18 protein-coding genes are annotated in these 20,147 nt (G+C 68.2%); 14 read left to right on the top strand and 4 right to left on the bottom strand.

Features of this window, described 5'->3' with window-relative positions:
• The first annotated feature begins 9 nt into the window (after positions 1-9).
• The 6 genes from ACT7B3_RS01320 to ACT7B3_RS01295 all read left to right on the top strand — a co-directional run bounded on the left by ACT7B3_RS01320 (position 10) and on the right by ACT7B3_RS01295 (position 8,502).
• Positions 10-1,557 carry an acyl-CoA synthetase gene (locus ACT7B3_RS01320; RefSeq protein ID WP_445156611.1) on the top strand — a complete coding sequence of 516 codons (1,548 nt, stop codon included), beginning with the start codon at positions 10-12 and terminating at the stop codon, positions 1,555-1,557.
• 3 nt (positions 1,558-1,560) lie between these two features.
• Positions 1,561-2,718: an acyl-CoA dehydrogenase family protein gene (locus ACT7B3_RS01315; protein WP_445156610.1), complete on the top strand. Its 1,158-nt coding sequence runs from the start codon at positions 1,561-1,563 to the stop codon at positions 2,716-2,718.
• A 52-nt stretch (positions 2,719-2,770) separates the two neighbouring features.
• Entirely contained in the window at positions 2,771-3,961 is a 1,191-nt protein-coding gene (bktB, locus tag ACT7B3_RS01310; RefSeq protein ID WP_445156609.1) for a beta-ketothiolase BktB, read from the top strand.
• A gap of 48 nt (positions 3,962-4,009) precedes the next feature.
• Positions 4,010-5,662, top strand: coding sequence for a fatty acid--CoA ligase (locus ACT7B3_RS01305; protein WP_445156608.1), 1,653 nt, complete (start codon positions 4,010-4,012; stop codon positions 5,660-5,662).
• A gap of 156 nt (positions 5,663-5,818) precedes the next feature.
• Positions 5,819-7,555 carry an AMP-binding protein gene (locus tag ACT7B3_RS01300; protein WP_445156607.1) on the top strand — a complete coding sequence of 579 codons (1,737 nt, stop codon included), beginning with the start codon at positions 5,819-5,821 and terminating at the stop codon, positions 7,553-7,555.
• 50 nt (positions 7,556-7,605) lie between these two features.
• Positions 7,606-8,502: a bile acid:sodium symporter family protein gene (locus tag ACT7B3_RS01295; RefSeq protein ID WP_445156606.1), complete on the top strand. Its 897-nt coding sequence runs from the start codon at positions 7,606-7,608 to the stop codon at positions 8,500-8,502.
• 12 nt (positions 8,503-8,514) lie between these two features.
• Here the strand turns inward: ACT7B3_RS01295 and ACT7B3_RS01290 are convergent, their stop codons facing one another.
• Positions 8,515-9,531: an AraC family transcriptional regulator gene (locus ACT7B3_RS01290; protein WP_444678663.1), complete on the bottom strand. Its 1,017-nt coding sequence runs from the start codon at positions 9,529-9,531 to the stop codon at positions 8,515-8,517.
• A gap of 122 nt (positions 9,532-9,653) precedes the next feature.
• Between ACT7B3_RS01290 and ACT7B3_RS01285 the strand changes: the two genes are divergently transcribed.
• Complete coding sequence (locus tag ACT7B3_RS01285; protein WP_445156605.1) at positions 9,654-10,307, top strand: ABC transporter ATP-binding protein; 654 nt, start codon at positions 9,654-9,656, stop codon at positions 10,305-10,307.
• An 8-nt stretch (positions 10,308-10,315) separates the two neighbouring features.
• Here ACT7B3_RS01285 and ACT7B3_RS01280 read toward each other — a convergent pair whose 3' ends face one another.
• A complete protein-coding gene (locus ACT7B3_RS01280; RefSeq protein WP_445156604.1) occupies positions 10,316-11,431 on the bottom strand; it encodes an SLC13 family permease in 1,116 nt (371 codons plus the stop codon).
• Between the two features lie 227 nt (positions 11,432-11,658).
• On the opposite strand from ACT7B3_RS01280, the gene ACT7B3_RS01275 reads away from it, so the two are divergent.
• Both ACT7B3_RS01275 and ACT7B3_RS01270 read left to right on the top strand, forming a co-directional pair.
• Positions 11,659-14,157 carry an FtsX-like permease family protein gene (locus ACT7B3_RS01275; RefSeq protein ID WP_445156603.1) on the top strand — a complete coding sequence of 833 codons (2,499 nt, stop codon included), beginning with the start codon at positions 11,659-11,661 and terminating at the stop codon, positions 14,155-14,157.
• Positions 14,154-15,302, top strand: a complete 1,149-nt coding sequence (locus ACT7B3_RS01270) for a lipocalin-like domain-containing protein (protein WP_445156602.1) — start codon at positions 14,154-14,156, stop codon at positions 15,300-15,302. Before ACT7B3_RS01275 ends, ACT7B3_RS01270 begins: the two co-directional genes overlap by 4 nt.
• Positions 15,303-15,372: 70 nt before the next feature.
• Here ACT7B3_RS01270 and gloA read toward each other — a convergent pair whose 3' ends face one another.
• Positions 15,373-15,906, bottom strand: a complete 534-nt coding sequence (gene gloA, locus ACT7B3_RS01265; RefSeq protein ID WP_444678669.1) for a lactoylglutathione lyase — start codon at positions 15,904-15,906, stop codon at positions 15,373-15,375.
• Positions 15,907-16,116: 210 nt separating this feature from the next.
• On the opposite strand from gloA, the gene ACT7B3_RS01260 reads away from it, so the two are divergent.
• The 3 genes from ACT7B3_RS01260 to thiE all read left to right on the top strand — a co-directional run bounded on the left by ACT7B3_RS01260 (position 16,117) and on the right by thiE (position 17,732).
• Positions 16,117-16,461: a DUF6482 family protein gene (locus ACT7B3_RS01260; RefSeq protein WP_444678670.1), complete on the top strand. Its 345-nt coding sequence runs from the start codon at positions 16,117-16,119 to the stop codon at positions 16,459-16,461.
• A 148-nt stretch (positions 16,462-16,609) separates the two neighbouring features.
• Positions 16,610-17,059, top strand: coding sequence for a C40 family peptidase (locus ACT7B3_RS01255; RefSeq protein WP_445158824.1), 450 nt, complete (start codon positions 16,610-16,612; stop codon positions 17,057-17,059).
• A 55-nt stretch (positions 17,060-17,114) separates the two neighbouring features.
• Positions 17,115-17,732, top strand: a complete 618-nt coding sequence (gene thiE, locus ACT7B3_RS01250; protein WP_445156601.1) for a thiamine phosphate synthase — start codon at positions 17,115-17,117, stop codon at positions 17,730-17,732.
• 62 nt (positions 17,733-17,794) lie between these two features.
• Here thiE and mntR read toward each other — a convergent pair whose 3' ends face one another.
• Positions 17,795-18,277 (bottom strand): manganese-binding transcriptional regulator MntR, encoded by a 483-nt coding sequence (mntR, locus tag ACT7B3_RS01245; protein ID WP_445158823.1) that lies wholly within the window; start codon positions 18,275-18,277, stop codon positions 17,795-17,797.
• 155 nt (positions 18,278-18,432) lie between these two features.
• Here mntR and ACT7B3_RS01240 point away from each other — a divergent pair, with 155 nt between their 5' ends.
• Together ACT7B3_RS01240 and ACT7B3_RS01235 are read left to right on the top strand one after the other, a co-directional pair.
• Complete coding sequence (locus ACT7B3_RS01240; protein WP_444678672.1) at positions 18,433-19,341, top strand: metal ABC transporter solute-binding protein, Zn/Mn family; 909 nt, start codon at positions 18,433-18,435, stop codon at positions 19,339-19,341.
• Positions 19,334-20,125 carry a metal ABC transporter ATP-binding protein gene (locus ACT7B3_RS01235; RefSeq protein WP_445156600.1) on the top strand — a complete coding sequence of 264 codons (792 nt, stop codon included), beginning with the start codon at positions 19,334-19,336 and terminating at the stop codon, positions 20,123-20,125. The genes ACT7B3_RS01240 and ACT7B3_RS01235 overlap by 8 nt, the downstream gene beginning before the upstream one ends.
• Positions 20,126-20,147 lie beyond the last annotated feature (22 nt).

Raw genomic sequence — 20,147 nt, 5'->3', positions numbered from 1 at the left:
AGGAACGCCATGAGCCACTCGCACAGAATCCAGCAGAACACCATCGGCGCCGCGCTCAGCCGCAGCGCGCGCAAGCACGGCGACAAGCTGGCGCTGGTCTTCGAGGGCCGGCGCTGGAGTTACGCCGAGCTGAACCGGGCGGCGAACCGGGTCGCCAACCGCCTGCTGGCATTGGGCCTGGCCCCGGGCGACCGCCTGGCCGCCTACGGCAAGAACTCCGATGCCTACGTGATCGCCTGGCTGGCAGCCACCCGCGCCGGCCTGGTGCACGTGCCGATCAACTTCGCGCTGAGCGCCGACGAGCTGCGCTACATCCTCGAGCAGTCCGGCGCTCGCGGCCTGCTCAGCGATCTGAGCCTGGCCGACAACGTAGCCAAGGCCAGTGAAGGGCTCAGCCTGGCACTTTCCGGCACCCTGCATGCCGAAAGCCCGGCGAACTTCGACGTGCTGCACGCCGCCCTCGATCAGGAGAGCGGCGATGCCGGGGAGCCGGAGGTGGAGGTCGACAGCGCCAGCCTGGCTCAACTGCTCTACACCTCGGGCACCACGGCGGCCCCCAAGGCGGCGATGATGACCCACCAGGCGCTGCTCGCCGAGTACATGGCCTGCATGGTGGAGCTCGACATCAAGGGCGATGAGCCGATGCTGGCCGCCCTGCCGCTCTACCACTCGGCGCAGATGCATGTCTTCCTGATGCCGGGCTTGTTGCTGGGTGCTCCGGTGCACCTGCGCATGGCGCCGCTGCCCGACGACTGCCTGACGCAGATCGCCGGCGAAGGCATCGCGTCGTTCTTCGCCCCGCCCACGGTGTGGATCAGCCTGCTGCGCCACCCCGACTTCGACACCTTCGACCTCTCCACGCTGAAGAAGGCCTACTACGGCGCCTCGATCATGCCGGTGCCGGTATTGGAGGAACTGCAGCAGCGCCTGCCCGGCGTGGGGCTCTACAACTGTTACGGCCAGAGCGAGATCGCTCCGCTGGCCACCGTACTGCGCCCCGAGGAGCACGCCGAGCGCCCGGCATCCGCGGGCCGCCCCATCCTCACCGTGGAGACCCGCGTGGTCGACCTGGAGATGAACGACGTGCCGCCGGGCGAGCACGGCGAGATCGTGCACCGCTCGCCGCAGCTGCTGACCGGCTACTGGGACAAGCCCGAGATGAGCGAGGAAGCCTTCGCCGGCGGCTGGTTCCACTCCGGCGACGTGGGCTACTTCGACGAGGCGGGCTATCTCTACGTGGTCGATCGCATCAAGGACGTGATCAACACCGGCGGCGTGGTGGTGGCCAGCCGCGAGGTAGAGGAGGGCCTGTTCAAGCACCCTGCCGTCTCCGAGGTCGCCGTGATCGGCCTGCCCGACGCGAAGTGGATCGAGGCGATCACCGCCGTGGTGGTCACCAAGGAAGGAGCCGAAGTGAGTGAAGAGGCGCTGATCGCCCACGCCAAGGCCCACATGGCGCCCTACAAGGTGCCCAAGCGCATCCTGTTCGCCGACGCCCTGCCCAAGAGCACCGCCGGCAAGATTCTCAAGCGCCACCTGCGCAAGGAGCTGGGCTGACCCATGACCGCACCGCAAGACGACCTGACGCCGCTGTTCCACGACACCATCCGCCGCTTCCTCGAACAGGAAGTGGCGCCCCACTACGAGGCGTGGGAGGCCGCCGGCGAGATGCCGCGCTCGCTGTGGCACAAGCTCGGCGAGGCCGGCCTGCTGGGCATCGACCTGCCCGAGGCGCTGGGCGGCAGCGCCGCCGACTTCGCCATCGTTCAGCTGGCGCTGGAGGAGATATCGCGCCAGGGCTTCGGCGGCCTGGCCAGCGCCTACAACATTCACGCCAACATCGTCATGCCCTACCTGCTGCATATCGCCACGCCGGCCCAGCGCGAACGCTGGCTGCCGGCCATGGCCAGCGGCGAGGTGATCGGCGCCATCGCCATGACCGAGCCCGGCGCAGGCAGCGACCTGGCGGCGATGAAGACCCGTGCCAGCCGTACCGACGACGGCTGGCGGCTCGACGGCAGCAAGATCTTCATCACCAACGGCCAGGTGGCCGACCTGGTGATCGTCTGCGCCAAGACCGACCCTGCCGCCGGTGCCCGCGGCGTGTCGCTGTTCCTGGTCGACACCACGCTTGCCGGCTTCTCCCGCGGCCAGCCGATCAAGAAGATCGGCCAGCACGCCAGCGACACCGCCGAGCTGTTCTTCGACGACCTGCGCCTGCCCGAAGAGGCCCTGCTTGGCGAGGAAGGGGCCGGCTTCGCCTACCTGATGCAGGAGCTGCCCCGCGAGCGCCTCGGCGTGGCGGCCCAGGCGCTGGGCGCCATGGAGGGGGCGCTGGCGCTGACCCTCGACTACGTGCGCGAGCGCCGCGCCTTCGGCCGCGCCGTGGGCGACTTTCAGAACACCCGCTTCGCCCTGGCCGAGGTGCGCGCCCAGATCGACATGGGCCGCGCCTACTTCGAGCAGTGCGTAACGAAGCACCGCCAGGGCGAGATGAGCCCCACCGACGCCGCCATCTTGAAGCTGCAGCTCAGCGAGATGCAGTGCCGCACCATCGACGCCTGCCTGCAGCTGTTCGGCGGCTATGGTTATACCCGCGAATACCCGATTTCACGTTTCTACCTGGATGCCCGCGTGCAGACCCTCTACGCCGGCACCTCGGAAATCATGAAGGAAGTGATCGCCCGCTCGCTGCTCGGCAAGAGCGACGCCGCCTGATCGCTTGCTTACGGCAATTCAAGAAGCTAATTCAGGAAGAGAGGAGAACACCATGCGGCTCGATTCCGTCGTCATTCTCGGCAGCGCGCGCACCGCCATCGGCAGCTTCGGCGGCAGTCTGGCCGGGCTCGCCCCCCATGAACTGGGCACCGTTACCGCCCGCGAGGCGCTGGCCCGTGCCGGCGTCGAGGCCGGCGATATCGACCACGCCGTCTACGGCCATATCATTACCACCGGCCCGCAGGACGCCTACCTGGCCCGCCACATTGCCCTGGAGGCCGGCGTGCCCGAGGGCGCAGCGGCGTTCAACGTCAACCGCCTGTGCGGCTCCGGCGTGCAGGCGATCCTCTCGGCGGCGCAGCAGATCGTGCTCGGCGACAGCCGCCTGGCGTTGGCCGGCGGCGCCGAGTCGATGAGCCGCGGCGCCTACCTGCTGCCGCCCCAGGCGCGCAACGGCCTGCGCATGGGCCACGCCAGCGTCACCGACCTGACGCTCGGTATCCTCAGCGACCCCTTCGGCAGCGGCCACATGGGCGTCACCGCCGAGAACATCGCTAAGCGCTGCGGGCTCGAGCGCGAGGCCATCGACCGCTTCGCCCTGGAGAGCCACCAGAAGGCCGCTCGCGCCATCGCCGAGGGCCGCTTCGACGGGCAGATCGTGCCGGTCACGGTGCGCGAGGGTAAGAACGAGCGCCAGTTCGCGCGCGACGAGCACGTGCGCGACGGCGTCACGCTTGAAGATCTCGCCCGGCTCAAGCCCGCCTTCGCCAAGGAGGGGGTGGTCACCGCCGGCAACGCCTCAGGCATCAACGACGGCGCCGCCAGCCTGGTGCTGGCCCATGCCGACGAGGCCGCCCGCCGCGGGCTGACGCCCCGTGCCAGGCTGATCTGCGGCAGCACTGCGGGGGTCGAGCCGAGCGTGATGGGCCTGGGGCCGATTCCCGCCGTGCGCCGCTGCCTCGACGAGGCAGGGCTCAGCATTGCCGATATCGACGTGATCGAATCCAACGAGGCCTTCGCCGCCCAGGCCATGGCGGTGGCGCAGGAACTCGACTTCCCCGCCGAGCGGCTCAACCCCAACGGCGGTGCCGTGGGGCTGGGGCACCCGGTCGGCGCCACCGGCGCCATTCTGACCATCAAGGCGCTGGCCGAACTGGAGCGTACCGGCGGTCGCTACGGGCTGATCACGCTGTGCATCGGCGGCGGCCAGGGCATCGCGCTGCTCATCGAACGCTGCGCCTGATCGAGGCACGACCTGCCGCAGAGTGAAAACAAATACAAGGAACCGCCCATGAACCACGTCACGCCGAAGATCCTGCCCGCCACGCCCTCCGCCACCAATCCGCCGCTGCTGATCGGCGAGCTGCTCGACTCGGGCGTGCGCATGGCGGGCGACAACCAGATCGTCTACCGCGACCTGAGCCGCCACGACTACCGCCGCTTCCGCGAGCGGGTGCACCAGCTCGCCCATGCGCTCACGGCCCAGGGCGTCAAGGCCGGCAACGTGGTGGCGGTGCTCGACTGGGACAGCCACCGCTACCTGGAGGCGTTCTTCGCCATCCCCATGCTCGGCGCGGTGCTGCATACGGTGAACGTGCGGCTGTCGCCGGAGCAGATCCACTACACCATGGAGCACGCCGAGGACGACTTCGTGCTGGTGCACGAGGACTTCGTGCCGTTGCTCGAGCCCTTGGCAACGCGCCTGCCGCGCATCCGCGGCTACCTGCTGTGCCAAGACGCCCCTGCCGAGGTGCAGAGCTCGCTGCCCCTGGTCGGCGAATACGAGGCGCTGCTGTCCGGGCAGCCCAGCCGCTACGACTTCCCCACCTTCGACGAGAACGCGGTGGCCACGCTGTTCTACACCACCGGCACCACCGGCAACCCCAAGGGCGTGTTCTTCACCCACCGCCAGCTGGTCCTGCACACCCTGGGCGAGGCCAACGCCTTCCAGACGCCGGGCTTCGAGCTGCTCAACCGCGACAAGGTGTACATGCCGATCACGCCGATGTTCCACGTGCATGCGTGGGGCGTGCCCTACACCGCCACATTGATGGGGGCCACCCAGGTCTACCCCGGGCGCTACGAGCCGGAGATGCTGGTCAAGCTGCTGGTGGGCGAGAAGGTCGACTTCTCCCACTGCGTGCCGACCCTGCTCAACATGGTGGTCGGCGCCGAGGCGATTGCGTCGGGCAAGGTCGACCTCTCCGGCTGGAAGGTGCTGGTGGGCGGCAGCGCCCTGACCCAGCCGCTGGCGCAGAAGGCCTGGGCGCTGGGCATCGACACCCGCAGCGCCTACGGCATGTCCGAGACCTGCCCGCTGCTCACCGCCGACATCCTGCCGCGGGACATCAACGAGGCCGACTTCGCCACCCAGCTGCCGTGGCGCTGCAAGGCGGGTGTCGCGGTACCGCTGGTACATCTGGAGGTGGTCGACGAAAGCGGCAACCCGCTGCCCCACGACGGCGAAAGCGTGGGTGAGGTACGCGTGCGTGCACCCTGGCTCACCCAGGGCTACTACAAGGAGGAGGCCCGCAGCGAGGAGCTGTGGCGCGACGGCTGGCTGCACACCGGCGACGTGGCGGTGATCGACGCGCGCGGCTTTTTGCAGATCCGCGACCGCATCAAGGACGTGATCAAGACCGGGGGGGAATGGATCTCCTCACTGGAGCTGGAGAACCTGATCGGCCAGTTCCCCGGCGTCGCGGAGGTGGCGGTGATCGGCGTGGCCGACGACAAGTGGGGCGAGCGCCCGGCGGCGCTGGTGGTGTCCAGCGACCTCAACCACCCGCCGCAGGCCGAGGAGATAAAGGCCTTCCTCGAACGCTTCGTCGACGAAGGCCGCATCAACCGCTGGGCGATTCCCTCCTTCGTACGCTGCGTCGACGAGATCCCCAAGACCAGCGTGGGCAAGCTCGACAAGAAGCGCATTCGCCAGGAAGTGTGAGCCGGGCAGCGGCGCCAGTGCGCGAGGCAGCCCACCGCAACCCAGGCGCCGCTGTTTCAACGCTAGAGTTGGTTATGGTGAGGGAAAACGTCCGCGCCAAGGCGCCGGGAGGGAACCCCGGCCGTGCGCGGCCAGGCCCTTCACCCGAGGCCCACCATGTCCATTGCCGATAATTACGATAACAAACCCTGGATGCGCCATTACTCCGCCGCCCTTTCCGCAGCACATGCAACCGGCGCCAGCCTGCCTACTCACCACGCCAGCCTGCCCTCCCTGCTCCAGGCCGCGGGCGAGCGTTACCGTCAGCAAACTGCCTTCACCACCTGCATGCCCAACGGCATGAACGGCCGCCTGAGCTATGCCGAGGTCGAGGAAATGTCGGACGCCTTCGCCATCTATCTGCGCGAGTGCCTCAAGCTCGCGCCCGGTACCCGGGTGGCTGTGCAGATGCCCAACTGCCTGACGGTGCCGGTGGTGGCCTTCGGCATCCTCAAGGCCGGCTGCATCCTGGTCAACGTCAACCCGCTCTACACCCAGCGGGAGATGGCGCACCAGTTCAACGACAGCGGGGCGCAGGCGCTGGTCATCGCCGACCTTTACGTCGACAAGCTGGAGGCGATCATCGGTCAAACGGAGATCAAGCAGGTGGTGGTGACCTCGCTGGCCCAGTGGTTTCCCCCGATGGTAAGGGGGATCCTGCAACTGGTGCTCAAGTACTGGAACCGGATGATTCCACGCTGCCGACTGAAGGTCGATGGCATCGACCAGGCGCTGGCCAGGGGGCGCGAAGCGAAAGCCGCCGGCATCGATGTTCGTGAGTATTGGCAGCATCTGACCCGCGCGGATACCGCCCTGCTGCAGTACACCGGAGGCACCACCGGGGTGAGCAAGGGCGCCGAGCTGACCCACGGCAACCTGATCAGCAACCTGGAGCAGGTCGACGCGGTGGCCGGCGGCCATATCGAGCCGGGCAAGGAGTGCATCCTGACCGCGCTGCCGATCTATCACATCTTCGCCTTCACCGTGAACCTGCTGGCCTTCTACCACAAGGGCGCGCACAACGTGCTGGTGCCCAGCCCACGGCCGATCCAGAACTGCCAGCGCGCCTTCGACAACTACCCTATTTCCTGGATTTCAGGCGTCAACACCCTCTACAACGCCCTGCTCAACGAAGAGTGGTTCACCGTCTATCCGCCCCCTTCCATGAAGGTGGCGCTGGCCGGCGGCACCGCGCTGCACAGGTCGGTGGCCGAGCGCTGGCGAGCCACCGTGGGCAGCCCCATCGTGGAAGGCTATGGCCTGACCGAAACCTCGCCGGTGGTCTGCTTCAACCCCATTGGCCAGGAGCGCCCCGACTGCATCGGCATTCCGGCGCCGGAAACCGACGTGCGCCTGGTCGACGAGCAGGGCGAGCCGGTGGCCGTCGGCGAGCCGGGGGAGATCATCGTGCGCGGGCCGCAGGTGATGAAGGGCTACTGGAACCGGCCAGAGGAGACCGCCGAGGCGATCAAGGAGAGTTGGTTCTACACCGGTGATATCGGCGTGATGAGCGAAGACGGCCACTTCCGCATCGTCGACCGCAAGAAGGACATGATCCTGGTCAGCGGCTTCAACGTGTACCCCAACGAGGTCGAGGAGTGCATCGCCCGCATCCCGCAGGTGCAGGAGTCGGCGGTGATCGGCGTGGCCGACAGCCAAAGCGGCGAGGCCGTACATGCCTACGTAGTGCTGCGCGAAGAAGGCATCAGCGAGAAGGAGGTCATCGCCCACTGCAAGCAGGAGCTGGCCGGCTACAAGGTGCCAAGGAAGGTGGTGTTCTGGCAAGAGCTGCCCAAGACGCCGGTGGGCAAGGTGCTGCGCAAGGAAGTGCGCGCCAGGGTGACCGGCAGCTGACCCTCGCGGGTCGTTCATCGATTGACCAACCACAAGGCGGGAGCACAACCATGCTGAGCCCTTTGGAAGAGAGTTTATTGTCCATCATGATGGTGATCATCATGTTCGGCATGGGGTCGTCGCTGACCTTCAAGGATTTCCGCCTGGCCCTGCGCCACCCGCAGGCCGTGGGGGTGGGTTTCACCTCGCAGTACCTGCTGATGCCGCTGATCGCCTTCAGCCTGTCGCGCCTGCTGAACCTGACCCCGGAGCAGACGGTGGGCCTGGTGCTGGTGGGCTGCATGCCCGGCGGCACCACCTCCAACATCTTTGCCTACTTCTCGAAAAGCCTGCTCAGCCTGAGCATCATGATGACCATCTGCTCCACCCTGGCCGGCTTCGTCATGGTGCCGCTGCTGATGGAGTTCTATACCCAGGGCATCGACGACGCCTTCCGCATCCCGCCGGACCAGATCGCCCGGCTGCTCTTCGTGCTGCTGATTCCCACCCTCATCGGCATGTGGCTGCGGCGCCGGAACGCCAACGTCGGCGCCGTCATCGAACTGATGGGCGGCATCCTCGGCGCCATCGTCATTCTCTTCCTGGTGCTCACCTGGGCACCGCGGAACTGGCGGCTGCTGGTCGAGACCGGCTGGGAGGTCTATGCCGCGGTGATCCTGATCGGCGTCATCGGCTTCGCCTTCGGCTACCTGTTCTCGCGCGCGCTGCGGCTCAATCCGCAGAAGGCCAGGACGGTGTCGCTGGAAACCGGCATTCAGAACGGCCCGCTGGCGGCGCTGATCGTGATCATGACCTTCGCCGACGAGACCCAGCAGCTGATCCTGCTGATGCCGGTGATGTATTCACTGTTCATCGTCATCAATTCCACCATCGCCACCCTGTTCTATCGCCGCTGGACAAGGCGCGAGGAGCTGGCGCGCGACCAGGCCAAGGTCGAACCCGCCTGAGCGCCGAGGCCGTCAGCCGGGCCGAAGCAGAGAGGCGCTGGCCCGCCGATAGGCGGCGGGCGAGTTGCCCGTCCACGCCTTGAAGGCGCGGCTGAAGCAGGCCATGTCGCGAAAGCCCAGCTCGTCGGCAATCGCTAGCAGCGGCCGCTCGGAGCGGGTCAGCGCCTGGATGGCGAAGTCGCGCCGGAACTCGTCCTTCACCGCCTGGAAGTGAGTGCCCTCGGCGGCCAGCCGCCGCGACAGGGTGCGTACCGACATGTGCAGCGCCCGGGCCACGTCATGCACCGAGCCCGAGGTGGCCAGATGACGCGCCAGGTGCTCCCGCACCCGATGCGACACCACGCGGTCCTCGAAGGAGACGTAGAACCAGTCGGCCGGCGCCCGGCGCAGGAAGGCACCCAGGTGCTTCTTGGTCTGGCGGATCGGCTGTTCGAGCAGGGCGGCATCGAAGTACATGGCGGTCACCGGGCGGTCGAACAGCACCTTGCCGGGGTAGAGGTAGAGATAGTCGGCGCTGTGGGCCGGCTGGGCATAGGCGCACTCCATCATCACCGGCGGGATCTTGCGCGCAATCATCCAGGAACTGATGCCGTGGAACAGCTTGAGCATCAGCTCGTGCACCAGGATACGGCTGCCCGCCGGGGGCCGATGCTCCACCAGCGCCACCCGCGCCAGCCCCTCTTCGATGCCGTACTCGTAGCCCAGGTCGTCCAGCACGATGCGAAAGAACAGCGTATAGCGGTGCAGCGCCACCTTCAGCGTCGGCGCCTCCAGCACGCTCAGGCACAGCAGCTTGAGGGTGCCGCCGCGCAGCGGTCGGGCGAAGAAGCCCGGCGTCTCGTCGTCGCAGGCGTTGACCAGCAGCCGGTAGAGCGTGGCGAACTGCTCCACCGTCACCCGCCCATGCGGCGCCGCGAGCAGGAACGGCGATATCCCCGCGCGGGCGAGATAGCCCTCGCGGGCCGCCTCGCTCTCGGGCACGCCGCGAAACAGCTCGTTGACGAAATGCATGGACACCGTGACGGTCACTCTCGCCTCCCTCCGGCTTAGCCTGGCGACATCGCGCCGCGCGCTCATGGTAAGTTACTCGCTGCCTTGGTGGGATACTCTGCAACCCTGGCATCATCGCCGCAACGTCGACGGGAGCCGCCATGCTCGAATTTCGCCAGGTTCACAAGACCTACGCCACGCCCCAGGGGCCGCTTGCGGTGCTGGAGGGCGTCGACCTCGAACTGCGCGGCGGCGAGAGTCTGGCACTGATGGGCGAGTCCGGCAGCGGCAAGTCAACCCTGCTGCACCTGGCAGCGGGTCTCGATCTGCCGGACAGCGGCGAGGTGCTGCTTGCCGGACGTTCGATCTCCGCGCTGGACGAGCCGGCTCGCGCGCGCCTGCGCCGCGACACCCTGGGCCTGGTGTTCCAGCAGTTCCATCTGGTGCCGAGCCTGAACGTACTCGACAACCTGCGCCTGCAGGCGCGGCTGGCCGGGTGCGACAATACCGAGTGGTCGGCGCACTTGTTGCAGCGACTGGGCCTTGCCGGCCTGGAACGGCGCTACCCTGAACAGCTATCCGGCGGCCAGCAGCAGCGCCTGGCCATCGGCCGGGCGCTGGCGCCCCGCCCCGCCCTGCTGCTGGCCGACGAGCCCACCGGCAACCTCGACGAGACTACCGCCGGCGAGGTGCTGGCCCTGCTGCTGGAACTGGTACGCGAGGCCGGCAGCGCCCTGCTGATGGTGACCCACAGCGCCCAGGTGGCGGCACCGCTCGACCGCTGCCTGCGTCTCACCCACGGGCGGCTGGGCTGACGGACTTCTCAACCGAGCACGGCTAGCAGCAAGAAAGCTCCCAACAGGCTGACCAGCAGCATCGGTATCGACCAGGCATGGAAGGCCACCCAGAGCCCCCGCTGGCGGCTGAGTCGCAGGGCGATCAGATTGGCAAGCGAGCCGACGGCAAGACCGAAGCCGCCGACGTTGACGCCCCAGGCCAGCCAGTACCACTGCTCGGAGAAGGGAGCCAGGAAGATGGCCGCCGGCACGTTGGAGATCAGCTGCGAGAGCAGCGCCGCCCCGGTGACCTCGCCGCCGGGCAGAGCGATCAGGCCATCGGCCACCTTCGTCATGAAGGGCAACTGGGCGAGCAGGCCCAGGTCGATGAACATCAGGATGAAGATGGCCAGGATCAGCCAGTCCACTCCCAGCAGCACCCGCCGCCAGCAAAGCAGGAACAGTACCAGCACCCCGGCAAGCGCCAACAGCGTCAGCCCGAACTCCACCAGCAACAGGAACAGCGGGTAGCACAGCAGCGAGACGCGAAACAGCCGGGAGTGAACGGGGGTGCGCGTCATGTCCAGGTTCACGTCCACTCGACGGCCGGGAAAGGCGACGGCGGTCAGCAGCAGCAGGACCCCGAGCATCCAGCCGGCGATGGGCAGCATGGCCACGAGAAAGGTAATGAAGCTGTCGCCCGACAGCTGCCACAGGAAGAGATTCTGCGGATTGCCGATGGGGCTGACCGCCGAGCCGGCGTTTACCGCCAGCGCTTCGAAGATGATCAGGCGACCGATAGGCAGCCGCGCCATGTTGCCGAGGCTGACGGTCAACGGCACGACGATGAAGAGCGCCACGTCGTTGGTAATCACGGCGGACAGCAGCGCGGCGAAGAGCACCATGGCCAGGGCCAGCCGGCGTTCGCTGTGCATGTTTACCAGCAGCCAACGCCCTGCCTGCGCCAGTGCGCCGCTCTCTTCAAGCCCGCGACTCAGCACCATCAGGCCAGCCAGGATGGCGATGGTAGGCCATTCGACCAGTTGGGGCAGCAGGCGCCACTTCTCCGGCATCATGGCAATCAAGGCCAGGAACGCCAGCACCAGCGCCAGCAGCATCAGGTCTTCGGAGAGTCGGGAGTAGACGTAGCGCAGCAGTCTCAAGGTTCAGCCCAACCCATTTTATCGACCATCAGACTAGAGGCCAGCGCGAGGATGCAGCCAGCCCTGCGACCCGTCATGATGGTCCTGGTAGAAGCGCTCGATAGAATAGGCGGGGCGTGGGCTGGCCATGGATGAACCCGGATGATAAAGCCTGTGATATTAGTTTTCACTCCATTGCGGGGCCGGCCGCGTTACATGCACGTGTCTGGAAGGAAAAGGGCACTTGCATGCTGACCGCCTTCGCCACCCTGCTCTCCCACTACAAGCGCCACCCAGGCCAGCTCGCCATGCTGCTGCTGGGGCTGTGGGTGGCCAGCGCCCTGTGGAGCGGCGTGCAGGCGATCAACGCCTCGGCCCGCGACAGCTACGCCCGCGCCGAGGCGCTGTTCACCACCGGGCTCGACCGCCTGGAGCGCCGCGACGGCGAGCCGCTGACCCGTGACGACTACCTGCGCCTGCGCCGCGCCGGCCTGCCCGTCTCGCCGCTGCTGGAAGGCAGCATCGAAGCCCCCGACGGCACCCGACTGACGGTGATCGGCATCGAGCCCTTCACCCTGCCCGGCGACAACGCCTTCGCCGCGGCGGGCAGCGCCGGTGAACTCACCGATTTCCTCACGCCACCGTGGCAGACCCGTGTCGCCCCGGATACCCTGCCGGCCCTGGGCGTGAGCCACCGCGAGGCCCCCGGCGCCGAGCCGCGCCTGGCTGAGGCTCGGCTGCCGCCGCTGATCCTGGCCCCCAGGCTGCCCCCCGACACCCTGGTGATGGACATCGCCGCTGCCGCAGCGCTGCTGGGCAGCGGCGAGCGCATCACCCGCCTGGTCACCGCCCCCGAGGCGCTCGAACAGGCGCCGGCAGGGCTGGTGCTGACCCGGGCGGCCACGCTGGTATCGCCCGGCCAGCTCACCGAGAGCTTCCATCTCAACCTCACCGCCATGGCGCTGCTGGCGCTGGTCGTGGGGCTGTTCATCGTACAGGCGGCGCTGGGCTTGGCCCTGGAGCAGCGCCTGGGGCTCTTGCGTACGCTACGCGCCCTGGGGGTGTCGGGGCGCGGGCTGGTCGGGCTGCTCGCCCTGGAGCTATTGCTGCTGGGTGTCGTCGGTGCCCTGGCCGGCATCGTCAGCGGCGTGTGGCTGGCCCGGGTGCTGCAGCCCGACGTGGCGGCCACCCTGGGTAGCCTCTACGGCGCCGAGGTGGCGGTCACGCTCAACCTGCCCTGGCACTACTGGCTCGGCGGGCTCACCGTGACGCTGGGCGGGCTGCTGCTGGCCGGCAGCGGCGTGCTGTGGCGGGCGGCCCGCTTGAGCGTACTGGGGCTGGGCCAGGCCCAGGCCTGGCGCAGCGGCTTTCAGCGTCAGCTCAAGCTGATGAGCGCGGCGGGCGGCGCCGTGGCCCTGGGCGGTCTGGCCCTATGGCTGTGGCTCGCCTGGCAGCCGCCGGGCGAGGGACTGCTGGCCGGCTTCGGCCTGGTCGCCGCGCTGCTGCTGGCCAGCGCCCTATGGCTGCCGCCGCTGATCGCCCTGCTGCTGGCCGGGCTCGGTCGACTGCTGCAGCGCCGCCCCCTGGCCCAATGGGCCCTGGCCGACCTGCAGCTGCAGCTGCCGCGACTGGCGCTGGCGATGATGGCGCTGCTGATCGCGCTCTCCGCCAACCTGGGCGTGAGCAGCATGGTCGGCGGCTTTCGCCTGACCTTTCTCGACTGGCTCGACCAGCGCCTGGTGGCGGACTTCTACCTGCGCCCGCCCGCCGAGCAGCACGACGACATCCACGCCTGGCTGGCCGAGCACAGCGAGGTCGCCGAGCTGCTGCCCACCCGCCGCAGCGAAGGCACCTTGGTTACCGTGGAGCACGACGCTGACACGCGCGAACTGGCCCTGCCGGTAGGCCTCTACGGCATCACCCCCGGTGCGGCGCTGTTGCCGAGCTGGCCGCTGCTGGCGACCCGGGCCGGCCGCGACGACGCCTGGCAGGCCTTCGCCGCGGGTGAGGCGGCCTTCGTCAACGAGCAGCTCGCCATCGCCGAGGGGCTCGCTCCGGGCGACCGCATCGGCCTGACGGCGCCGGGCGGGGAAGCGGTTCTGCCGGTCGCCGCCGTCTACCCCGACTACGGCAACACCCGCGGCGAAGTGCTGCTGGCCACGCCGGAGCTCGCCAGCCGCTTCGCCGCCCCGCCGGGCTCCATCGGCATCGTGCTGGCGCCGGGCGGCGACGGGGCCGCGCTGAGAGCTGGCTTGCGCCGGCACTTCGCCATCGGCGGCGACGAGCTGGTGGATCAGCGCGAGGTGAAGCGTATCGCCACCGGCATCTTCGAGCGCACCTTCACCATCACCCGGGCACTCTCCACGCTGACCCTGGCAGTGGCCGCCCTGGCGCTGCTGGCGAGCCTGCTGGCCCAGGCCCGGGAGCGCCGCCTTCAGCTAGCGCCGCTGTGGGCGCTGGGGGTACCGCGCCAGCGGCTGGTGACGGTGCAACTAGCCCAGCTCGGCGGCGCGGCCTTCGTGGTCGGCGCCCTGGCGCTGCCGCTGGGCACGCTGCTGGCGCTGGGGCTGGTGGCGGTGATCAACGTGGCGGCCTTCGGCTGGCGCCTGCCGTTGCATGTCTTCCCCGGTGAGATGGCCCTCACGCTGGCCACGGCGGTAGGCGTGGCGCTGGCTGCCGCCGCGCTGCCGGCAACGAAGCTGTGGCGCGCGCCGCCCCGCGCCCTGCTGGCGGAGGAGGCCGCATGAGGCGTATCGCCATCTTGGCCGCGCTGCTGGCGGCGCTCTGGCTGGCGGGCTGCAGCGAGGAAGCGCCGCCCGGCAAGACCGCCGGCTTCGCCGGGCTGGGTCAGGAGGCCGGCGACTTCGCCCAGGCCTACGAGAGCATCCGCCTGAGTTTCCCCGAGGACCACGCCGCCCACCCGGACTACCGCATCGAGTGGTGGTACCTCACCGCCAACCTCGAGGACGAACGCGGCGAGCCGCTGGGCCTGCAGTGGACCCTGTTCCGCCAGGCGCTCACTCCTCCGGACGAACGCCCCGAACCCGCTCCCTGGGCCGCCGACCAGCTGTGGATGGCGCACATGGCGGTCTCCCGCGGCGACACCCACCGCGTGGCGGAGCGCTTCGCCCGCAGCCATTCCGGGCAGGACGACGGCCAGGCGGGCGCGGTGGCCGAGCCCTTCCGCGCCTGGATCGACCACTGGCAGCTGGCCACTCGCGTCGATACCTCAGACGCGCCGGGCGACACCTTCGCCGAGCTACAGCTGACGGCCCACCAGGACGACGCCCACGGCGGCTTCGGCTACGACCTGACCCTCGTCGCCGAGGGGCCGCTGGTGCTCCACGGCGTGGCGGGCTTCAGCCAGAAATCCGCCGACGGCCAGGGCTCGATGTACTACAGCCAGCCGTTCTGGCGCGTGGCAGGCGAGGTTACTGTCGACGGCGAAAGCCGCGCCGTGAGCGGGCGCGGCTGGCTCGACCGCGAGTGGAGCAGCCAGCTGCTGGGCCCCGAGCAGCAGGGCTGGGACTGGTTCTCGCTGCACCTGGCGAGTGGCCACAAGCTGATGGCCTTCCAGCTGCGCGGGGGCGGCGCCGACGGCGGCGACTACCGCTCCGGCACCTGGATCGACCCCGAGGGCGAGCCCACCGCGCTGGCCCCGGACGAGATCGGCATGACGCCGCTGGCCACCCGGCCCGCGGCCGGGCGCGAGGTGCCGACCCGCTGGCGCCTGGAGATTCCCCGCGCCGGGCTGGATATGATCGTCGAGGCGCCCCACGCCGAGCGCTGGATGGACACCAGCGTGGCCTACTGGGAGGGCGAGGTGATCGCCCGCGACGCCGAGAGCGGCGACCATCTGGGCATCGGCTATCTGGAAATGACCGGCTATTGACGAGTACGAGGCCGCCCAGCTGCTTCACAAAGCACCGGCAAAGAGCCAGGCCTTCTCCCACAGGGGGCGGTCAGTCGCCCAACTGGGCCAGGCGGTCGGCCTGGACTACCTCGATCCAGTAGCCGTCCGCATCCTTGACGAACACCACATCTTTCATCTTGCCCTGGTCCGAGCGCTTGATGAATTCCACCTCATTGGCATCGAACCACGCCTCGGCGGCATCGAGATCCGGCACCGAGAAGCAGATATGGCCGAAGCCCTGAGGCTGGGCGTTGCCATCGTGGTAGGCGAAGTCCTCCTCGCTCTCGGTGCCCCAATTGTGGGTCAGCTCGAGCAGCCCCTGCTGGCGGAAGGTCCACACCGTGCGCTCGCCCGGGTTCTCGGGTGCCGCCTCGCCCTCCTCCAGCTTGGCCAGGAAGTAGAGCGAGAAGCCCAGCTCTTCGAAGTCGAGGCGGCGCAGCACCTGCATGCCGAACACGCGGGTATAGAAGGCCAGCGCCCGCTCCGGGTCCTTCACCCGCAGCATGGTGTGGTTGAGGCGAAAACCCTGTGAATCCGCGGTGGGCGCCTGCACGCCTGGATGCTGCTCTCCGTTAAAGCTCATGCCTGCCTCCTCGTGTCGTCCTGTGAGGCTTCGATGATGGCGAGCTCCCTGCGTTTTTTCCAGCAGGGAAGCGTTCTGGCCATGCCCAAAAAGTTCTACATTAGCCTTCCCATCTGTAAAATTATTCATGGAAACCGGGGGGGAAATCGCTGGACACGGCCACTGAATACTCTACTTTTCTTGTACAAAGACAAGATGGAGAGTTCCCCCATGTTTACCTCAGAACCCGCCCTGGGCAGCCGCATCACCCATCACCAGCTCGCCAGGGCCGTCGCCCATGGCTTGACGCCCATCGTGGAAGTCGAGTCCCAGGACGGCATCTATACGGTGCGCCTTCACCACGCCAGTGGCGTGACCGCACTGGCCGATGCCGAGGGCCACACCCTGACGTTCCGGGGCACCGGCCAGCTTCGCGACCTGCTGCGCGAGTGCGGTCTGACCCACGGCATCCTGACCTGGGCTGACCAGTGTGGCGATGAGATGATAGGGGTTCCGGGCCGGGCCATGACCCCCGACGAGATGCTCACCCACGGCACCCGAATCGCCTTCAACTGATGGCGAAGCGCCGCCGCTTCAGGCTACATTAGTCTTCTGTACTCCTGTGGAGCAGAGGGCGATGCGAGAGACCTGCTGGCGACCCCTGAGCCGAATGCCGCGACTGGCGGTAAAGGATGGGGTGAGCGGTGTACTGAAGGGTGTTGTGATGGTCATGATGCTGGCCCTGTTGGCCGGCTGCGCCGGGCGCGAACTGGCCACCCATGATCCACGCCCCGGGGGCGACGGCCTTTCCATCGAGCGGGCGCTGATCCTGTCGGCCGCGCAGGGCGCACTGGGCACCCCCTACCGTTTCGGCGGCAACACGCCGGAGGGGCTCGACTGCTCGGGGCTGGTGGAAATGGCCTACCGCTCGGCGGGCATCCCGGTGCCGCGCACCGCCGACGAGCAGTTCCGCGCCCTGCCGGCCGTCAGCCGCGCCCAGCCCGGCGACCTGCTGTTCTTCGGCGACCGGCGCAAGGCCACCCATGTGGGTATCTATCGCGGCAATGGGCAGATGATTCACGCCCCCGGCAGCGGCCGCAAGGTGACCAGCGTACCACTGGATATCGCCTACTGGCAGGAGCGCTTCCTGGGCGCCGCCGGCCCCGCCCCCTGACGCCGTCACGGCGGCAAGGTAACATGAGGCACTGCCAACCTACCCCGGTGATGCCATGCCCCTCGATCTCTCTCTCTATCTGGTCACCGACCCCCAGCTATGCGCCCGGCAGGGTCTCGTCGAGACGGTGGTAGCCGCGGTGCGCGGCGGTGTCACCATCGTTCAGCTGCGTGACAAGCACGCCTCCGACGGCGAGCTGATCGAGCAGGCCCGGCGGCTCAAGGCGGCGCTGGACGGCAGCGGCGTGCCGCTGATCATCAACGACCGCCTGGCGGTAGCGGTGGAGAGCGGCGCCGACGGCCTGCATCTCGGCCAGGGCGACGGCAACCTGGCCGCCGCTCGGGACGCACTGGGTGAAAGTGCCATCCTTGGCCTTTCCGTACAGAATCACGAGCAGCTTTCCCACCTCGACCCGTCTGCGCTCGACTACCTCGGCCTCGGCCCGGTGTTCGCCACCTCGACCAAGCGCGATCACGCCGCTCCACTGGGCTTCGCGGGCCTAGCCGCGCTGGTGGCGGCCAGTCCGCTGCCGGCGGTGGCTATCGGTGGGCTCAAGGCGGAACATGCCGGCCAGGTGAGGGCAGCCGGCGCTCAGGGCCCGGCCGTGGTGTCGGCGATCTGCGGCCAGCCGGACCCGGAGGCGGCGGCGCGGGCCTTTGCGGTGTCGAGATGACGGGGTAAAGGCACGAGGTGACGGGTGCAATAGGAATAGGTAGCGGCAGGACGCCTGCCGGCTCAGGTACCGTGGCGCTCCCGCTCGCGTGAGAAGCGCTGCATGATGTCGAGAGTCTCCTGGCTGACATGGTGCTCCATGCCCTCGGCGTCGATGCGTGCGGTTCGGTCGCTGACACCGAGGTCGCGCAGGAACTGCAAAACGATGGCATGACGCTGATGCGACATGGCCGCCATCGCCTCGCCCTTCTCGGTCAGAAACAGCGAACGGTAGGGCTTGCTGGAAACCAATCCCAGACTCTTGAGCCGCGCCACCGTCTTCGACACCGTGGCCTGGCTAACCCCCATGCGCACGGCGATGTCGGTCGAGCGCGCCTCCCCCTGGTGCTGCAGCAGGTCGGCGATCAGCTCCACGTAATCCTCGAGCAATTCGGTTTCATGGGCATTGCGCACGGCAGCGTACTGCTGTGCGTGCTGGTCGCTGGGCGGCAGGGCATCCGCCTTGCAGAGGCGATAAGTGCCTGCGTTGTCTGGGGTATCGGTCATCGAGCCAATATAGCCAATCTCGTCATAGCGCAGCAACCGCCCTCCCGATAGACATTTCCTACTACGCAACAACTTAACCTTGGCTAAACTATTAGCCATGAAGCTAACTCGCTGAGAACGTTCGGCGCGTCATACCGTTTGCCAAGGAGTCATCGATGCCGGTGCCAAAAGGATTGCTGCTGGGTGTCCTTGCCGTGACCTGGTCCACCCTGAGCCAGGCCGAAGCCCCTCCGCTCAAGGTAGCGGTGACCTTTTCGGTGCTCGGCGACCTGGTGCGGGAAGTCGCCGGCGACGATGCCCAGGTGGAGGTGCTGACTCCGGTGGGGGCGGAAGTGCACGAATGGGAGCTGATCCCCAGCAACTTCTTCGCCCTCGAAGAGGCCGAGGTGGTGTTCTACAACGGCTACGGCCTGGAGCAGTGGATCGGCCAGGTCAACGCCACCGTGGGTGAGGACGTGCCGGTGGTGGCGCTCGCCGAGCAGAGCGGCTTCGTCACCCAGCCGATCGCCACCGGCGAATACGCCGGCGAGGTCGACCCGCACATGTGGATGGACCCACGCGCCGCGGCGGCATACGTGGGCGTGATCGCCGACACGCTTGCCGAGGCAAGGCCCGACGCCGCCGAGGGCTACCAGGCACGCGCCGAAGCGCTCAGCGAAACGCTGCTGGCCCTGCATGAAGAGCTGACCGAAGCCCTCGCGGTACTCCCCGAATCGCAGCGCCTGCTGATCACCAGCGAAGCGGCCTTCGTCTACTTCGCCGACGCCTTCGGCTTCGAGCACGACGGCATCTGGGGCACCAACGCCGAGGAGGAGGGTTCGCCGCGGCAGATCATGCGCATCGTCGACACGATCAGGGCCCGCCAGCCGGCCGCCATCTTCTGGGAAAGCACCATTTCCGACCGCCACGTGCGCAGCGTGGCCACCGAGACCGAGGTGGCCATTGCCGGCCCGCTCTACGTCGACTCCCTCAGCGAGCCGGGCGGTGCCGCCGCCAGCTACGCCGACCTGCTGCGCCATAACGTGCAACTGTTGATCGACCACCTGGGAGGCGACAATGGATGACGCCACGCCGGCCCTGCAAGCTCGGCAGCTCTATGCGGCCTACCACCAGCAGCCCGTGCTGGAGAACCTGACCCTGACGCTGCCCCAGCGCCAGTGGACCGCCATCATCGGCCCCAACGGCGCGGGCAAATCGAGTCTGCTCAACCTGGTGATCGGCAGCCTTGCACCGCTGCGCGGCGAGCTCGAGGTGCTGGGCCAAAGCGCACCTTCGCAGCGCCGCGCCGGCAACATCGCGTATATGGCCCAGCAGGAGCGCATGGAGTGGGACTTCCCCATTTCGGTTCGCGACACCGTGCTGACCGGCCGCTACGGCCTGATGCGGCATGACCCGCTATGGCAGCGCCTGCTGCCGCAGCGCTGGGCCAGCGCCCGCCACTACCAGGCGGCGGAGGCCGCGCTCGACGCGGTCGACATGGCCGACCTGGCCGCGCGCCCCATCGGCGAGCTCTCCGGCGGCCAGAAGAAGCGCGTGCTGCTGGCCCGCGCCTTGGCCCAGCAGGCGCGGATCCTGCTGCTCGACGAGCCCCTAGCCGGCGTCGACCCACCCAGCGAGGCGCTGATCCTGGCCACGCTCGAGCGCGAGCGCAACGCCGGGCGCACCATCATCATGGTCACCCACGACCTGCCCAGCGCCCGCTGCCATGCCGACAACGTGCTGCTGATCAACCGCCGCCTGGTCGGCATGGGCCCACCGGAGGCGATGCTCAGCGATGCCATGCTGGCCCGCCTGGCGGTGGGAAGCTCCCCCGGCTTTCAGCAAGGAGGCGTGAGTGTCGCCGCTTGAGACCTTCGGCCTGGGCGTGATC

The organism is Halomonas sp. E14 (assembly GCF_052568415.1).
The sequence above is the reverse complement of the archived record's forward strand: the minus strand, read 5'-3'. Positions and strand labels throughout refer to the sequence as shown.

Coding starts and splice junctions, on each gene's coding strand:
- ACT7B3_RS01320 (WP_445156611.1), top strand. CDS start 10: ATGAGCCACTCGCACAGAATCCAGCAGAACACCATCGGCGCCGCGCTC.
- ACT7B3_RS01315 (WP_445156610.1), top strand. CDS start 1,561: ATGACCGCACCGCAAGACGACCTGACGCCGCTGTTCCACGACACCATC.
- bktB (WP_445156609.1), top strand. CDS start 2,771: ATGCGGCTCGATTCCGTCGTCATTCTCGGCAGCGCGCGCACCGCCATC.
- ACT7B3_RS01305 (WP_445156608.1), top strand. CDS start 4,010: ATGAACCACGTCACGCCGAAGATCCTGCCCGCCACGCCCTCCGCCACC.
- ACT7B3_RS01300 (WP_445156607.1), top strand. CDS start 5,819: ATGTCCATTGCCGATAATTACGATAACAAACCCTGGATGCGCCATTAC.
- ACT7B3_RS01295 (WP_445156606.1), top strand. CDS start 7,606: ATGCTGAGCCCTTTGGAAGAGAGTTTATTGTCCATCATGATGGTGATC.
- ACT7B3_RS01285 (WP_445156605.1), top strand. CDS start 9,654: ATGCTCGAATTTCGCCAGGTTCACAAGACCTACGCCACGCCCCAGGGG.
- ACT7B3_RS01275 (WP_445156603.1), top strand. CDS start 11,659: ATGCTGACCGCCTTCGCCACCCTGCTCTCCCACTACAAGCGCCACCCA.
- ACT7B3_RS01270 (WP_445156602.1), top strand. CDS start 14,154: ATGAGGCGTATCGCCATCTTGGCCGCGCTGCTGGCGGCGCTCTGGCTG.
- gloA (WP_444678669.1), bottom strand. CDS start 15,906: ATGAGCTTTAACGGAGAGCAGCATCCAGGCGTGCAGGCGCCCACCGCG.
- ACT7B3_RS01260 (WP_444678670.1), top strand. CDS start 16,117: ATGTTTACCTCAGAACCCGCCCTGGGCAGCCGCATCACCCATCACCAG.
- ACT7B3_RS01255 (WP_445158824.1), top strand. CDS start 16,610: ATGGTCATGATGCTGGCCCTGTTGGCCGGCTGCGCCGGGCGCGAACTG.
- thiE (WP_445156601.1), top strand. CDS start 17,115: ATGCCCCTCGATCTCTCTCTCTATCTGGTCACCGACCCCCAGCTATGC.
- mntR (WP_445158823.1), bottom strand. CDS start 18,277: ATGACCGATACCCCAGACAACGCAGGCACTTATCGCCTCTGCAAGGCG.
- ACT7B3_RS01240 (WP_444678672.1), top strand. CDS start 18,433: ATGCCGGTGCCAAAAGGATTGCTGCTGGGTGTCCTTGCCGTGACCTGG.
- ACT7B3_RS01235 (WP_445156600.1), top strand. CDS start 19,334: ATGGATGACGCCACGCCGGCCCTGCAAGCTCGGCAGCTCTATGCGGCC.